General features: G+C 64.7%; 13 protein-coding genes. 5 read left to right on the top strand and 8 right to left on the bottom strand.

Features of this window, described 5'->3' with window-relative positions:
* Positions 1-7 precede the first annotated feature (7 nt).
* A complete protein-coding gene (locus KBY65_RS10555) occupies positions 8-1,279 on the top strand; it encodes an FAD-dependent monooxygenase (protein ID WP_255001565.1) in 1,272 nt (423 codons plus the stop codon).
* 22 nt (positions 1,280-1,301) lie between these two features.
* The gene (locus KBY65_RS10550) at positions 1,302-1,754 is read left to right on the top strand and encodes a hypothetical protein (RefSeq protein WP_254988544.1); all 453 of its coding nucleotides are present in this window, start codon (positions 1,302-1,304) and stop codon (positions 1,752-1,754) included.
* Between the two features lie 28 nt (positions 1,755-1,782).
* On the opposite strand, the gene KBY65_RS10545 is transcribed toward KBY65_RS10550, so the two are convergent.
* Positions 1,783-2,001: a hypothetical protein gene (locus tag KBY65_RS10545; protein WP_254988543.1), complete on the bottom strand. Its 219-nt coding sequence runs from the start codon at positions 1,999-2,001 to the stop codon at positions 1,783-1,785.
* Between the two features lie 132 nt (positions 2,002-2,133).
* On the opposite strand from KBY65_RS10545, the gene KBY65_RS10540 reads away from it, so the two are divergent.
* The gene (locus KBY65_RS10540; RefSeq protein ID WP_255001564.1) at positions 2,134-3,789 is read left to right on the top strand and encodes an alpha-D-glucose phosphate-specific phosphoglucomutase; all 1,656 of its coding nucleotides are present in this window, start codon (positions 2,134-2,136) and stop codon (positions 3,787-3,789) included.
* Position 3,790: 1 nt separating this feature from the next.
* Here KBY65_RS10540 and KBY65_RS10535 read toward each other — a convergent pair whose 3' ends face one another.
* From KBY65_RS10535 to KBY65_RS10525, 3 genes are read right to left on the bottom strand one after another with little or no spacing between them, the layout of a single operon-like run.
* Positions 3,791-7,060, bottom strand: coding sequence for an efflux RND transporter permease subunit (locus KBY65_RS10535; RefSeq protein ID WP_255001563.1), 3,270 nt, complete (start codon positions 7,058-7,060; stop codon positions 3,791-3,793).
* Between the two features lie 9 nt (positions 7,061-7,069).
* Complete coding sequence (locus KBY65_RS10530) at positions 7,070-8,206, bottom strand: efflux RND transporter periplasmic adaptor subunit (RefSeq protein ID WP_094561093.1); 1,137 nt, start codon at positions 8,204-8,206, stop codon at positions 7,070-7,072.
* A gap of 52 nt (positions 8,207-8,258) precedes the next feature.
* Complete coding sequence (locus KBY65_RS10525; protein ID WP_255001562.1) at positions 8,259-9,386, bottom strand: efflux RND transporter periplasmic adaptor subunit; 1,128 nt, start codon at positions 9,384-9,386, stop codon at positions 8,259-8,261.
* 92 nt (positions 9,387-9,478) lie between these two features.
* Here KBY65_RS10525 and KBY65_RS10520 point away from each other — a divergent pair, with 92 nt between their 5' ends.
* Entirely contained in the window at positions 9,479-11,704 is a 2,226-nt protein-coding gene (locus KBY65_RS10520) for an AAA family ATPase (RefSeq protein ID WP_255001561.1), read from the top strand.
* Positions 11,705-11,717: 13 nt separating this feature from the next.
* Here the strand turns inward: KBY65_RS10520 and KBY65_RS10515 are convergent, their stop codons facing one another.
* Together KBY65_RS10515 and KBY65_RS13955 are read right to left on the bottom strand one after the other, a co-directional pair.
* Positions 11,718-12,362, bottom strand: coding sequence for an alpha/beta hydrolase (locus tag KBY65_RS10515; protein ID WP_255001559.1), 645 nt, complete (start codon positions 12,360-12,362; stop codon positions 11,718-11,720).
* A 151-nt stretch (positions 12,363-12,513) separates the two neighbouring features.
* Positions 12,514-13,194 (bottom strand): 4'-phosphopantetheinyl transferase family protein, encoded by a 681-nt coding sequence (locus KBY65_RS13955; RefSeq protein WP_255001558.1) that lies wholly within the window; start codon positions 13,192-13,194, stop codon positions 12,514-12,516.
* A 36-nt stretch (positions 13,195-13,230) separates the two neighbouring features.
* On the opposite strand from KBY65_RS13955, the gene bcp reads away from it, so the two are divergent.
* Positions 13,231-13,698: a thioredoxin-dependent thiol peroxidase gene (gene bcp, locus KBY65_RS10505; protein WP_255001557.1), complete on the top strand. Its 468-nt coding sequence runs from the start codon at positions 13,231-13,233 to the stop codon at positions 13,696-13,698.
* On the opposite strand, the gene KBY65_RS10500 is transcribed toward bcp, so the two are convergent.
* Together KBY65_RS10500 and KBY65_RS10495 are read right to left on the bottom strand one after the other, a co-directional pair.
* Entirely contained in the window at positions 13,676-14,233 is a 558-nt protein-coding gene (locus KBY65_RS10500) for a type III pantothenate kinase (protein WP_254988849.1), read from the bottom strand. The two genes, bcp and KBY65_RS10500, sit on opposite strands and share 23 nt — an antisense overlap.
* 143 nt (positions 14,234-14,376) lie before the next feature.
* Positions 14,377-15,144: a phosphoadenylyl-sulfate reductase gene (locus tag KBY65_RS10495; protein ID WP_255001556.1), complete on the bottom strand. Its 768-nt coding sequence runs from the start codon at positions 15,142-15,144 to the stop codon at positions 14,377-14,379.
* Between the last annotated feature and the right edge of the window lie 30 nt (positions 15,145-15,174).

Raw genomic sequence — 15,174 nt, 5'->3', positions numbered from 1 at the left:
TGACCCGTTGAACTCTGGCCCCAGGGTCCTGGTCGTTGGAGCTGGTCCAGCCGGGGCCAGCCTGGCCCTGCTGCTGGCCCGTTCCGGCGTCGCCGTCACCCTGGTGGAAGCCAGCTCCAGCCTGGCGCGCCAGTTTCGCGGCGAAGCGTTGATGCCCTCGGGCCTGGAGGCCCTGGCTGCCATGGGGCTGAGCCACCTGCTGGCGGCTGTGCCCCACAGGCCCCTGCAGGGCTGGCGCTTTGTGGTCAATGGCCGGGAGCTGTTCCACGCCCACGAACCCCTCAGCGGCGATCCCCAGCGGCCCTGCACCCTGGTGAACCAGCCCGCCCTGCTGGAGGCCCTGCTGGGGCAGGCGCAATCCTGCCCATCATTTGTGCTGGAGCGGGGGCAGCCGGTGTCTGATCTGCTCTGGAGCCAAGGGCGGGTGGCCGGAGTGCGGCTGCGCAACGGGCGGCATTTGGAGGCCGAGTTGGTGGTGGCCTGCGACGGCCGGGCCTCGCTGCTGCGGCAGAAGGCTGGACTGGTGCTGGTGGAAGGAGTCAACTCCATCGATCTGCTCTGGTTCCAACTGGCCTGCCCTTCTCCTTCACCGCTGCAAGGCAGCTTCACCACCCTGGTGGGGCCGGAGGGGGTGTTCAGCGCCTTCGACAGCGCTGGCGGAGGGGTGCAGCTGGGCTGGCTGCTCAACAAGGGCGAGCGGGTGCCTGCATGCTCCCCAGACGACTGGATCGAGCGGATGGCTCCGCTGAGCCCACCGGAGCTGGCGGCCTGGCTACGGCAGTGGCGAGCCGGCCTTGGCGAACCCAGCCGGCTGGCAGTGCAGGTAGGACTGGCAGAGCGCTGGTGGGCACCCGGCCTGCTGCTGCTGGGCGATGCGGCCCATCCGATGAGTCCGGTGCGAGCCCAGGGGATCAACATGGCCTTGCGGGACGCCTGGGTGGCCAGCGCCCGGCTGTTGCCACTGTTGCAGCCGCTCTTGCGGCCCGCGCCAGCACCACAACAGCCACAGCACGGTGCCCCTGGAGCCAAAACCACAGCCATCACCGGCCTGGATGCGGCGCTCGCCGCGATCGAAGCCGAGCGACGGCCGGAAATCACCACGCTGCAGGCCCTCCAGGCCGCCGAAGCGGCCCGAGGAGACCAGCTGCGCCGCCAGAGCTGGCTGCGTCGCGGCCTGGCCCTGGCGGCTCCTCTGGTGGGGCCGGCGATCGCCGCCCACTGGAGCCATCAGCAGCAACCGCTGCGCCAGGGACTGTCTGAGCTGCCGGGGTCGCCATGATGGGAGCCAACCCGACAGAACCATGGCTCCCTCCTGGATCAATCCTGCCCTGAGGGGCGGCTCCGCCCTAAGCGCTGGCTTGGCGCTCGGCCTGATGGGTCTGCTGGCTTCCCCCCTGCAAGCAGCGCCTAAAGATCCGCCCTATCCCTCCATGGATCAGCTGCGGGAGCTGCAGCTCCACACGTTCGCCTGCGGCCGGGAGAACACCGCCGAGAGCTGCACCAAGGCGCGCACCATGGCCGATCCGCTGATGGACCATCCCCGCCTCGGGGCAAGCTGCAAAGACGCGATCTGGACCATTTGCCAACGGGCCCAGCCCGCCGCCGCCAACAGCTTCGAGCGCCGCGAAGCCCTCAATCGCGCCGGCCAGGATCTGCTGCCCTTCTGCAAGCAGCAAACCCGCACCGTGGCCCCCAGCAAAACCGAGGCCAAGCCCCAGGAGAAAAAGGGATTCGGCCTGATCCCAGGCTTCTGAGCCTGACAGCTCCCACCCCTGCTGGCGCTCAACGCCCCTTTGGGGCCTGAATCAGTTGCAGCACCTGGTAAGCGGTGCTGTCCATGAACGCCAGCGACCAGCCCGTCTGCACCACCGCCTGATCGGCCAGAGCACACAAACCGCTGCCCTGACCGGTGGCCTCGCAGCTCGCCGAGAGACCCAGCAAGGCGTTGGTGAGCTTGCCGCGCTGACAGGATTCCGTGCCGCGGCGCTGAGCGACGGCCATTCCTGCCTGGCGTCCCAGCGCCACTCGGCAAGCTTCGCGTGCAATCCCCGGCTTGTTTCGGACGCTAGCCCGTTCTGGGCGGCCGCAAACCAGGGCTAATTTGGTGCCCCCAACGCCCCGGTGGATCAGCCGATGACCAGCAGCAATCCTGTGAGCATCCGGCACATTCCCCTATCCCAACTCTTCAGCGACCAGAAGCCCGGCACCTCGGGGCTGCGCAAGAGCAGCCGGCAGTTCCAGACGCCCCACTACCTCGAGAGCTTCATCGAGGCGAGTCTGCAGGTGCTGCCCGGAGTGGCCGGCGGCACGCTCGTGGTGGGCGGCGATGGGCGCTACGGCAACCGCGAGGCCATCACCGTGATTGCCCGCATGGCTGCGGCCCACGGCGTGGCACGGCTGATCACCACCACCGGTGGCATCCTCTCCACCCCCGCCGCCTCCCACCTGATCCGCCAGCACGGTGCCGTGGGTGGGGTGATCCTCTCGGCCAGCCACAACCCCGGCGGCCCGGATGGCGATTTCGGCGTCAAGATCAACGGCGCCAACGGCGGCCCCACACCGGAATCCATCACCGACGCGATCTACGCCACCACCCTGCAGCTGGATGGCTACCGGATCTGTGAAGGCGGCAGCGACCCCGACCTCTCGGCGCCTGGCCGCTGCCACATCGGCAACCTGCAGGTTGAGGTGATCGACGGCGTCGACGACTACGTGGCGTTGATGCAGAAGCTGTTCGATTTCGATGCGATCGGCGATCTGCTGCGGGGCGACTTCCCGATGGCCTTCGATGCCATGCACGCCGTGACCGGCCCCTACGCCAGCCGCATCTTGGAAGGGGCCCTGGGGGCGCCCGCGGGCACCGTGCGCAACGGGATCCCGCTGGAGGATTTCGGCGGCGGCCACCCCGATCCCAACCTCACCTACGCCCACGACCTGGCTGAGCTGCTGATGGGCAGCGACGCCTACCGCTTCGGCGCCGCCTGCGACGGCGACGGTGACCGCAACATGATCCTGGGCCAGCGCTGCTTCGTGAACCCCAGCGACAGCCTGGCGGTGCTGACCGCCAACGCCACCCTCGCTCCCGGCTACGCCGATGGCCTGGCCGGGGTCGCCCGCTCGATGCCCACCAGTGCCGCCGCCGATGTGGTGGCCAAGGAGCTGGGCCTGGCCTGCTTCGAAACGCCCACGGGGTGGAAATTCTTCGGCAACCTGCTCGATGCGGGCCGCATCACCCTCTGCGGCGAAGAGAGCTTCGGCACCGGCAGCAACCACATCCGCGAAAAGGACGGCCTCTGGGCCGTGCTGTTCTGGCTGCAAATCCTGGCCAAACGGCGGGAGCCGGTGAGCCGGATCATGGCGGAGCATTGGAATCGTTTCGGCCGGCATTACTACTCCCGCCACGACTACGAGGCGATCCCCAGCGATGCCGCCCAAGGCCTCTACGAGCGGGTGAAGACCATGCAGCCCTCGTTAGTGGGCCAGGCCTTCGCCGGCCGCAGCATCGCCACCGTCGATGACTTCGCCTACACCGACCCGGTGGATGGTTCGCTCACCAGCGGCCAGGGGCTGCGCCTGCTGCTCGACGACGGCAGCCGGGTGGTGTTGCGCCTCTCCGGCACCGGCACCCAGGGGGCGACCCTGCGGGTGTATCTGGAGAGCTACGTGGCGGCCGGCGGCAACCTCAACCAAGACCCCCAAGTTGCCCTGGGCGACCTGATTACAGCCATCGACCAGCTGGCCGAAATCCGCACCCGTACGGGCATGGAGAAACCCACGGTCATTACCTGAGTCAGGCGGTCGTCTCCTGCTTGGCTTCGGGGAACCAGCGGGCCTCGAGGTTTTTAATCACCACATAGAACGGTGGCACGACGCCGAGGGACAACACCGTCGCCACCAGCAGGCCTCCGAAGATCACCGTGCCGAGCGACTGCTGACTATTGGCACCGGCAGTGGTAGCTACAACCAGGGGCAGGAAGCCGGCCAGGGAGGCGATGGCGGTCATCAGGATCGGCCGCATGCGCGATTCGGCTGCAGCCATGGCCGCCTCGGTGGCAGCCATACCCACTTCCATGTGCTGCTCAGCCACCTCCACGATCAGGATGCCGTTCTTGGCGGCCAGGCCGATCAGGGTGACTAACCCCACCTGGGCATAGATGTTCAGATCGATCGATCGAATCGCCAGAAACACCAGCGCCCCCAGCATGGCGAGAGGCACCGTCATCAGAATGATCACGGGCGTGACGTAACTCTCGTACTGGGCCGAGAGCACCAGGTAGACGATCAGGATGCCCAGGCCGAATACCAGGATGCTGGCGCTGCCGGCCGAGAGCTGCAGCGAAGCCAGGCCGGTGAAGGCATAGCCAATGTTGTTGAATTCCAGCTGCTTAAAGATCTGCTGAATCGCCGCCAAAGCCTGGCCTGAACTTTTGCCGATCCCCTCAGCACCCTGCACAAGCACGGTGCGATAGAGGTTGTAGTGGCTGATCACCGGAGGTGCACTGGTGAGCTCCGACGAGGCAAACTCACTCACCTGCACCAACTTGTTGTCACGGTTGCGCACGTAGTAACTGAGCACATCCTCCAGGGTGCTGCGCCCAGACGCCTCTGACTGAACATAGATGTTGCGCACCTGTCCATTTTCATAGGTGAGGCCCGAGTAATTACCACCGGCTAGCACGGCAATCGTCTGCATCGCCTGCTGGAAGTCGATGTTCAAAGCCCCCATGATCGAGCGATCGATCTTCAAACCGAAGGCCGGAGCACTTGGGATGAACTGGGTATACAGACTGGAGAACTGATCCGAAGCCGTCCCCGCTGCCACCAGCTGCTGGGCCAGACCATCGAGCTGGTTGAAGCTGTACGCCCCATTGCTCAGATCATTGAACTGGAAGTAGAAACCACCCTGGGCCGAAAAGCCAGGAATGGCGGGCGGCTGAGCCGCCACCACAAGCCCGCTGCTGATCTTCGAGAGCTTGGTATTGAGGCGATCCACAATGGCGGGGGCCTTCTGATCAGCACCACTGCGCTCCTCAAGAGGCTTCAGTCCGAAGAAAAACACCCCTTGATCGGGGCTGGAGCCATTGAAGCCATAACCGCTCACCACCGCAGCAGCCACAATGTCTGGCTCAGCCTTGAGCACCTTGGCAATCTCTAGGCCGGTCTGCTGAGTTTGGCTCAGGGAGGCTCCATTCTGGAGTTGGTAAATGCCCAAGCCGTAGCCCTGATCTTCCTCAGGAATAAAGGCCGATGGCAGGGCTGAAAAGGCCAAAACCGTGAGCACGATGCCACCAGCAAGGCCAGCCAGCACGAATTTGCGCTTACGGATCAGCACCTCAAGCAGCCGGGCATAGCTGGTCTGCAGCCAGGCAAAAAATTGGTTGAAGCGATCGAAAATCAGGGCGAGTCGGCTGCCGGCCAGGCCGAACACCACCACACCAAACAGATAGGAGCCAACTCCGAAGGACGCCGCACTGAATCTGCCGAACGCCAGACCCACCACCACACCGCCAACCGTCCAACCCCAGCCCTTCGGCTTTGGGGGTTGCTCGGATTTAAGAAGCAGAGCCGACATCATCGGCGAAAAAGTCAGGGCGTTAAACGTGGAAATGGCGATTGAGAAAGCGATTGTGAGCGCAAACTGCTTGTAGATGATGCCGATGCCACCTGGGTAGAACGCCACGGGCACAAACACCGCCATTAGCACCAACGATGTGGCAATCAGGGCGCCGATCAGCTCACCCATACACTCCATCGCCGCCTTGCGTGGGCTCATGCCGCGCTCAAGATTTTTGGAGACGGCCTCAATCACCACAATCGCGTCATCCACCACCAGACCCGTGGCGAGCACCAAACCCAGCAGGGTGAGCTGGTTGATCGAAAAGCCGAACGCCTTGATAAAGGCAAAGGTGCCGATCAGGGAGATCGGAATCGCCAGGCTGGGAACCACCGTGGCGCGCCAGTTCTGAAGAAACAGAAACAGGATCACCAGCACCAGCACAATCGCCAGACCCAAAGCATCGGTGACGCCCTCCACGGCCGATTCGATGAACTGTCCGATGTTGTAGATCTGCGTCACAGTGACGCCGGGGGGCACCGCCTGGGAGAACTGGTTGATCACCGCCACGACGGCTTCCGACACATCGAGAGCGTTGCTCTCAGGGGTTTGGAACACCGCAACGGTGATCGATGGGTAACCATCGAAACTGACCGCCTGCTGGGCAAAGGTGTTGAAGCCATAGGTAGCCTGGCCCACATCCCGAAGCCGCAGCAGATTGCCCTGGGGAGACTTGCCCACGATCAAATCGTTGAGCTGCTCAACTGACATCAGGTTGCCGTTGTCGGCCACCAGAATCGGATAGGCAAACAGCTGGTCGCCTCCAGCCGGTGGACCACCCACCAGACCACCGATGGCGATGCTGTTTTGGCTCTTCACAGCATTGACGATCTGGTCTGCCGTCAGCTGATTCGCGGTGAGCTTGCTGGGGTCGACGAACAGCCAAAAGGCGGGATTGCTGCCGCCCAGCAGGTTCACCTGAGCCACACCCGGAACCCGCTCAAGCTGGTAATAGAGCTCCTCGTAGATGAGGCCGTTGATGTAGGCCGCATCAAATTGGCCCTGGGTCGAAGTGACCTGATAGGCCAGCAAGATCGAGGGAGTGTTTTGCATCACCGACACACCCGTGGCCGACACCTGCTGCGGCAACTGGGGCATGGCCAGAGAAACGCGGTTCTGCACGTTCACCTGGTCAATATTGATATCGGTGTCTTCGTCGAAATAAACCTGAATAATGCTCTGACCGGTGTTGGAGCTGGTTGAAGAAATGTAAGCCGCACCAGGCACACCATTGATCTGCTGTTCCAGCGGATTCGTAACGGCCTGTTCGGTCACCAACGAGTTAGCCCCGCCGTAATTTGCCGTCACCTGAATCAGCGGCGGCGCGATATTGGGCAGGTTTTCAATCGGCAGGCTTGGGATCGCAATGATCCCCATCAACACGATCAGAATGCTGCAGACGGTGGTCAGAACCGGCCGCTTGATGAACTTATCGGAGAGTGACATGGGTGGTCCTCAGTTCACACCCTTCTGACCAGAACCAGCCAACTGCACCGGCATGCCGGAACGCAACAATGCGGTGTTGCTTACCACCACCCGATCACCGGCGGTCAGGCCCGAGAGCAACGGGTAGCGATTGCCCTCCAGCATCCCCAGCTGCACAGGGGTCTGAACCACAATCGGCGTGTCTGGAGGCAGGGCTTCCAGCTTCTGCTTCTGGGCGTCTGGGATCTCGGTGGACGCCCGAATCTTGGCCAGCACTTGGCTTAGGCGGAAGACGCGGTAAACAAACGGCTGCTGGGCCTGCATCATCACGGCCTGCACCGGCACCGAGAGCTGACGGCTACTGCCGGTGATGATTCGGTTGCGCACAAACTGACCGGTCTTGAGCTTGCCGGTGAGATTGGGGAAGGACGCCTTCACCAGCACGGTGTTCGGCGATGAGTCAGTGCCACTGACGCCGTAATAGGGAGAGATGAAAACCACCTTGCCGGTGTTGGTGACGGGCGGATTCCCCTGGGACTGGAGCTGCACAGACTGGCCCAGCTTCACCCGGGAAGCCTGGGTCGCGGGCACATCCATCAGGGTCCAGAGATCCCGGTTGTCAACGATGCCGGTGATCGCCTGGCCTTGGCGCACGTAATCCCCGAGCTTGACGGTGTCGAGATCGCCGATCTCCCCACTGATCGGGGCGGTTACATACTTGTAGCCGAGATCAGCCGCCTTGGCTCGCGCCTGGTCGCGGGCCTGAATCGCCTGGGTGACGTAAAAATCGCGTTCCTTGGTGGACACTGCCCCCTGCTGGTTCAGAAAGATGTAGCGCTCGGCGTTGACGAGATCCTTACGGGCCTCGGCCTTGCTGGCATCGAGGCTGGCCGATTGCTGCACGTTGTCGAGCACCAGGATGGGCTGGCCCGCCTTCACCTGCTGCCCCTGGGTTGCCAGGATCTTGACGACCCGTCCATCCACTTCGGGCCGCAGGGCCACATCGGCGGTGGATGCCAACCGGCTGATCACCTCGATCGACGGGCTGAAGCTGGACTCAGCAATGGTTTCGGTCTGCACCACCAGGGGCTGCCGTGCCACCGGCTTGGCTCCGCACCCGACCAGCAGCAGACCCGCCAAAGAAAGCGCCGAAATCGCTCGGGCCACACAGTTTGAGCATGAGCCCGCAAATTAAATGACTATCCAGAAATTGCTTGCCTCATGGGGCTTTTGAGACGGAGTTCCCCGCCAGCTGCACCGGAGCGCCGTGGCGCAGGTTGAGCAGGCCAGCCGTGATCACCCGATCACCCGGCTGCAGGCCCCGCCGCACGGGATAGCGATTGTCCTGCAAATCGCCAAGTTGCACCGGTGTCTGCAGGGCAAAGCTGGTGCCTGGTGGCAGTTTGCGCAGCTCTGCCATGGGTGCCTTGCCAGGTTGCCGTTCCAGATCCGCCAGACTTCCCACCATATAAACAAATGACTGGCCCGCCAGTTGGGTCACCGCCGTGAAGGGCAGCGCCAGCTCCTCACGTCGGTCGAGCACCAAGCGGGTGCGGCTGCGCTGGCCGTTGCGCAGGTTGCGGCGGGGATTGGCAAACGCGGCTTTTACCAGCAACGTCTGGGTGGAGGCCGTCACCCCCGGATCTACCGAGCTCACCTGACCCTCCGCCAGGGGCTGGGAGCTGGCGGGATCGAGCAGCAGCACCCGCTGGCCCGTCCGCACCTGCCCGGCGTAAACGGCCGGCACATCGATGCGGGCGAGCAGGCGATCGTTGCGAATCAAGCGAGTGAGGGGAACCCCCGGCTGGATCACGTCGCCTTGCTTGACGCGCAGATCGGCCACAATGCCGCTGATCGGAGCCCGAAGGTCTTTGAAAGCCAGATCCGCCTGCCGCGCCACCAGCGCCTCCCGCGCGGCGACGTAAGCCTGCCGGAATTCATCCCGTTGCAGGGCGCTGGCGGCACCTTGGCGGGCGAGCTCCTGGTAGCGCTGGTAGTTGAGCTGGTTGGTCTGCATCTGGGCGCGGAGGCTGGCCACCTCCGCTCGCAGCTGGGTCTGGTCGAGCACCAACAGCAACTGGCCCTGGCGCACCGAATCGCCCTGGCGCACCAGCAACTGCTGGATCCGCCCTCCGGCCTGGGCCGCCAGATTCACTTCGGCAGCTGCCTCGAGGGTACTCACCGTGTCGAAACTGGCCTGAAACGCAGCCGGCTCGATCAGCTGGCTCTGCACCAAAGGCAATCGCCGGGCCGATTCAGGCTCCTGGCGGCAGCCCAGCAATAACCCGGCTGCCACTGCAGTTGATAGGGCAGTCGCCAGCCCGGCCCCGAGGGCGGAAGAGCGCACGATGGAGCAGGCAAACCGCATGGCCGGAGCGTATCGCCAGCGGGCCGATGATGGGTGGCGGCGGGAGTTGCCGCGAATCCCCGTGAGCGCCCTTGAGCGACCTGTTCAGCCATCAACGCGACATCACCCTGGAGAAGGTGGCGCCCCTGGCCGACAGGCTGCGCCCCCGCAGCCTCGACGACTTCGTGGGCCAGGAATCGATCCTGGGCCCCGGCCGCCTGTTGCGCCGCGCCATCGCCGCCGACCGGGTCGGCAACCTGATCCTGCACGGCCCACCCGGCGTGGGCAAAACCACCCTGGCCCGGATCATCGCCGGCAGCACCCGGGCCCACTTCAGCAGCCTCAATGCCGTGCTCGCCGGCGTCAAGGATCTAAGAATTGAGGTGGACGGTGCCAAGGAGCGCCTGGCCCGCCACGGCCTGCGCACCACGCTGTTCATTGATGAGGTGCACCGCTTCAACAGCGCCCAGCAGGATGCCCTGCTGCCCTGGGTGGAAAACGGCACGCTCACCTTGATTGGCGCCACCACCGAAAACCCCTACTTCGAGGTCAACAAAGCCCTGGTGAGCCGTTCGCGGCTGTTTCGGCTGCAACCCCTGGAACCACCCCACCTGCACCAGCTCCTGGATCGGGCCCTGCGGGACGCCGAAGTGGGCTATGGCGACCGGTCGATCCGGGTGACCCAAGAGGCCGCCGACCACCTGGTTGATGTGGCCGGCGGCGATGCCCGCAGCCTGCTCAATGCCCTGGAGCTGGCGGTGGAAACCACCCAGCCCAATGGCGACAGCCAGATCGTCATCGACCTGACGATCGCCGAGGAGTCGATCCAGCAGCGGGCAGTGCTCTACGACAAGCAGGGGGATGCCCACTTCGACACGATCAGTGCCTTCATCAAGTCGCTGCGGGGCTCCGATGCGGATGCGGCCCTGTTCTGGCTGGCCCGGATGGTGGAAGCCGGCGAGAACCCCCGCTTCATCTTCAGACGCATGCTGATCGCCGCCGGCGAAGACATCGGCCTGGCCGATCCCCAGGCGGTGGTGGTGGTGGAAGCCTGTGCGGCGGCCTTCGAACGGGTGGGCCTGCCCGAGGGGCTCTACCCCCTTGCCCAGGCGGCCCTCTACCTGGCTGGAGCGGAAAAAAGCAACAGTGTGCTGGGCTTCTTCGACGCACTTAAGAGCGTGCGGGAAACCAACCGGCAACAGGTGCCGTCCCACCTGCGGGATGCCCATCGCGATGGCCAGGCCTTCGGCGATGGGGTGGGTTACCGCTACCCCCATGCCTACGCCGAGCACTGGGTCGCCCAGCAATACCTACCCAACTCACTCCAGGGAGAGGTCTTCTGGCAACCCGGCAACCTGGGTTGGGAGGGCCAACGGCGAGAACGGCTGCAGCAAAGGCGGGCCGCCCAGCTGGCCGCCGCGGCCGAACTGGCCGCCGATCAGGGTGATGTGCTGAGCAGCAGCCCGGACGATCCCCAGCTGGAGCGCTGGCTGCAGCGCCAGGCCACCGCCGAAGGAGAACGGCTCGACGACCTGAGACGCCGGTTCTGGGACGGCGCCCACTGGCAGCGGCACGACCGGGTGCTGGTGCTGGAGGCGCGATCGTTGCTGTGGGCCCTCGACCCGCTCGCCGCCACCCCGGAGGGCGGCGTGGTGATCACCGTGGGGCAACCATCCGACCTGGAGCGGCTGCAAGCCCAGCTGCAGGTGCTCGATGCCCTGCGCCAACCCCAACTGCTGGTGGTACAAGCCGACGCTCCCGCCAGCCTCCGATCCCAACTCGAGCCCGGGGAGGGGTCGCGCTTCGACTGGGCGGTGGCACGGCAACCCTGGCGCGGGCTGAACGCCCAACAGATCGACACGTGGATTGCCGCCGTGGGAGCCCAGATGAGTGCCAACGGCCAATGGCGACTGCTGTTCAGCACCCCCCAACTGGGGCCAGCCGCCGGGCTGCAAGCCTTGAGCCGCGCAGCCGAGCCCGCCCTCCAGCCGCTGCTCGAGGAGCTCAGCGCCTTGGAACGCCAACAGCTGCAACAGGAGCCCAACCCTGGCCAGCTGGCCAGGCAAGCCCTGATCGACCAGGGCTGGCGCGTGGAGCAACAGCACTGGCAGGAAGCCCTCCAGCTGGAGCTATCAACGGTGCTGCTGGCACGCTGGCTGGCACCGGAGAGCACCTATCTGCAGCAGCTGAACGCCATGCGCGGGGCTCCCCTAACCCCTGCCGCGATCGAGCTGCTGCAACAAGGCTTCCAACGGCACCTGGGCCAGCAGCTGCCCCAAACGGTGGCGCACACCCTGCTGCGCGCCCACAAGCGCTGAGCAGCGGGCTCACTTATGGCTGTACCTGCGGAAAAGGAGCATGGGTAGCGCGCATGTCGGCAAAGGGATCGGCCATCTGGTTGGCCTGGATGTAGGCGGGCAGGAACACAAACCCCGACAACATGGAGGTGGGCTGGGGATCACCCTGGCAAGGGCCTTCAGCACGGACACTTTTTGCTCCGGTAGTGGTATCGCAGAAGTCGGCCTGACGCATATCCGTTAACAGTGCATTGATGATGCCGGCCGAGGAGATCTGAGCGTCACGGGCGTCCGCAAGGATCGCCGATCGCAGAGCCTGCATCACGTGGGTATTTAAGCTCCGGGAGGGGAAATAGCTGGCGATTTGGTTGTTGAGGAACTTTTCACCAGCTTCCGAAAAAAGGAAGCGGGAAACACCAATGAAGTCGACGCCATACAATTTTTTCATGCCCTCACGCATCTCTTCAGCGGTCCAACCGGAGCGATTCAAGCCAAGCTCCAGACACCGATTGATGATTTCGCCAGACTCTAAAAACGTATTCAAGGCGTCTTGATTAGTGGGTCGCACCGAACCATGGGGACTCCAGCGAACCGGCAGGTTGTTGTTGCCAGCCGCCAACATTGGCAGGGCCACCACCGAGAGGGCCGTACCCACAAAAAGGGACGACAGTAAACGCATAATCACAAGAATAACGGATCAGTCCATTCAAACTTAGTCAGGCACTGCCGCATGTCAGAAAAGAAGCGGAATGGATGGCGCACATTGGCACAAAAGTGAAAACCTAGTCTGCCATCAGTTGCAACTTAAATATTATGGCAATCGTGCTCTCCTACCGAAGGGCCGAGGCGCTATGCAGGCTGGGCTCGGCACAGCCAGCACCAACCGCGGCCCAACGCCAACCGGCATGCACTGCACTGCGGCAATCCGGCTGCACGCCGTCGCCCAAGTGATGCAATCGCCCGCTGGAATCGTCGTAACACCACTGGCTGAGCTCGGCCGCCAAACTGCGCTGGCGCCATTTGATGGCGGCTTCCTTGAGCACCCAGCTGGTGAGCACCGCCTGCCGCAGGTCCTCCCCGGCCAGGCCCTGCAGTCGCGCCTGTTCCGCCACGGGATAAAACCGCCGCAGCAGCCCGGCCGCATCCAAGGGGCGGCCTGCCGGTTCGAGATCCACCCCAATCGGCTGCCGGGAGTAGCCGATCAACAGCCCCTCGCCGCTATGGCTGAGGCTGATCCAGCCCAACCCCTGATCGAGTCGGGGCGGGCAGCCGGGCGGGCTGTGCAGGGGAACCTGGACCGGCCCCAGGCCCAGCACGGCGGCCAGTTGCTGCCGTAGTGCTGCCCGGCTGTACCAATAGCGCTGGCGCTGACCCTCGGGCAGCCCCTCGCCCCAGCCCCGCTCCAGGGGCGAGAGGCTGCTGAGATCAGCGCCCCGCAGCGGGCCCAACCAGAGCTGGGGCTGCTGAGGAGAAACCTTCAGCGACCGATCCAAGCCGATGCCTAGGCTCACGTGCGTCTTAATTCTGCGTCCAAGCTGGAGCGTTCCATGGCCCTAAAGATCGGTGTTCCAGCCCCGGATTTCAGCTTGCCCAACGAGGCGGGCGAAACGGTCAGCCTGTCCCAGTTCAAGGGCCAGCGGGTGGTGATCTACTTCTATCCGAAGGACGACACCCCTGGCTGCACCAAGGAAGCCTGCAATTTCCGCGACCAGTGGGACGCCTTTGCGCAGCACGGCATCACGGTGCTGGGCATCAGCAAAGACGGAGCAACCAGCCACGCCAAATTCATCGCCAAATACAGCCTTCCGTTCACCCTGCTCAGCGATGGGGAGCCCTGCCCCGTGGCGACGGCCTACGAGAGCTATGGACTCAAGAAGTTCATGGGCAAGGAGTACATGGGCATGATGCGCCACACCTTCGTGGTGGATGCCGATGGCAAGCTCGAAAAGATCTACACGAAGGTGAAGGCCGAAACCATGGCCGACACCATCCTCAGCGACCTGGGTCTGGCCTGAGGGCTGCCAGGGCCTCGAGCACCAACGCGGGAGCGGGCTGCACCTGGAGGTCACCCTCCACCAACAGCTCCCGCACCAGCGGCAACAACAGCTCCCCATCGCCGCCCGTGATCCAGAGGCGACAGCAAGGAGCTTCCGCCACCGCCTCCCGGGCAGCCTGGGCCACCGCGGCCGCCAACCCCCGCAACACCCCGGCGGCCATGGCCTCAGCGGTGGCACTGGGCCAGCGCTGCTGAGGCAGCGCCACGGGGAGCTCCAGCCCGGGCAAGCCGGCGGTTCCGGCACCCAGGGCCCGCAACTGCAGGGCCGCACCCGCCAGCAGCTGTCCGCCTGCAAAACAGCCCTCGGCGCTGACCCGGGTGAGGCTCAAGGCGGTGCCGGCATCGGCCACCAGCACCGGTGCCCCGCTCTGGTGCCAGGCCCACCAGGCACCCAGAGCACGATCCACCCCCAACCAAGCGGGCAGATCACCCAGGGGCACATCGCCGCTCAGCACGCGTCGCTCCAGCGGCAACCAGGCGGGCACCGGGCCCACGGCGGCCCAGGCCGTTAGCCCTTCAGGCTTCTCCGCGCCTGGAACCCCGCTCCAGCAGCGAAGCGATCCGGGTTGGCCCGTGGCCCAGTGCCATCGGCTGTTGCCGATCAACAGCCAACGAGCCTGCCCAGCCGGATCGGCGCTCAGATGCCCTCGCCCATCAGCCCAGGCAGATGAATGCCGCACTCCTGCTTGAGACCACCGAAGCGGGTGGCCCGGCCGCTGACATCAGCGGCGTCGGGAGCACTGGAGTGCCAGTCCCCCACAGTGGAATACCCCTGCTCAAACAGCGGGTGCTGGGGCAACTGGTGCTCTTCCATGTAGTAGTGCACATCCCGCTTGCTCCAGGACAGCAGCGGGCGCAGCGACCAGCGCTGCCGCACTGGATCGAGCGGCTCCATAGCCCGGCGGTGATCGGTCTGGCTGCCGCGCACCCCACTGGCCCAGCAGGTCACCCCCAACTCGGTGAGGGCTCGGTCGAGGGGCTCCACCTTGCGGATGCGGTGGTAGAGCTCGAGATCTCCCACCTGCTCGGTTTCCCAAAGCCGGCCATGCAGCGCTTCCATCCGAGCCGGGCTGATCGGCGACTGGGCCACCACCAGGTGGAGCTGAAGCTGCTGAACGAGCCGATCGGCGTATTGGTAGGTCTCCGCGGGCAGATAGCCCGTATCCACCCAGATCACCGGCACCGGCAGGCCGGTTTGCTGGCCCAGCGCGCTCACCATGTGCAGCAGCACCGCCGATTGGATGCCGAAACTGGTGGTGAGGGCAAACCCCGCCCCGAAGGTGTCCTGGGCCCAGCGCAGCCGCTCCTGGGCCGACAGCGCGGCCAACTGCTGCCGTGTCGCCGCCAGATCAATCGGCTGACCGGCGCCATCGAGAGGAAGCGTGGGGGCGGAGGCCGACTGCATCAGGACATCATCGCCCTTGGGCTGGGCTGC

It is taken from the genome of Cyanobium sp. Alchichica 3B3-8F6 (genome assembly GCF_024346435.1).
Lineage (GTDB): Bacteria > Cyanobacteriota > Cyanobacteriia > PCC-6307 > Cyanobiaceae > Cyanobium_A.
The sequence above is the reverse complement of the archived record's forward strand: the minus strand, read 5'-3'. Positions and strand labels throughout refer to the sequence as shown.

Coding starts and splice junctions, on each gene's coding strand:
- KBY65_RS10495 (WP_255001556.1), bottom strand. CDS start 15,144: ATGCAGTCGGCCTCCGCCCCCACGCTTCCTCTCGATGGCGCCGGTCAG.
- KBY65_RS10550 (WP_254988544.1), top strand. CDS start 1,302: ATGGCTCCCTCCTGGATCAATCCTGCCCTGAGGGGCGGCTCCGCCCTA.
- KBY65_RS10545 (WP_254988543.1), bottom strand. CDS start 2,001: ATGGCCGTCGCTCAGCGCCGCGGCACGGAATCCTGTCAGCGCGGCAAG.
- bcp (WP_255001557.1), top strand. CDS start 13,231: ATGGCCCTAAAGATCGGTGTTCCAGCCCCGGATTTCAGCTTGCCCAAC.
- KBY65_RS10515 (WP_255001559.1), bottom strand. CDS start 12,362: ATGCGTTTACTGTCGTCCCTTTTTGTGGGTACGGCCCTCTCGGTGGTG.
- KBY65_RS10535 (WP_255001563.1), bottom strand. CDS start 7,060: ATGTCACTCTCCGATAAGTTCATCAAGCGGCCGGTTCTGACCACCGTC.
- KBY65_RS10540 (WP_255001564.1), top strand. CDS start 2,134: ATGACCAGCAGCAATCCTGTGAGCATCCGGCACATTCCCCTATCCCAA.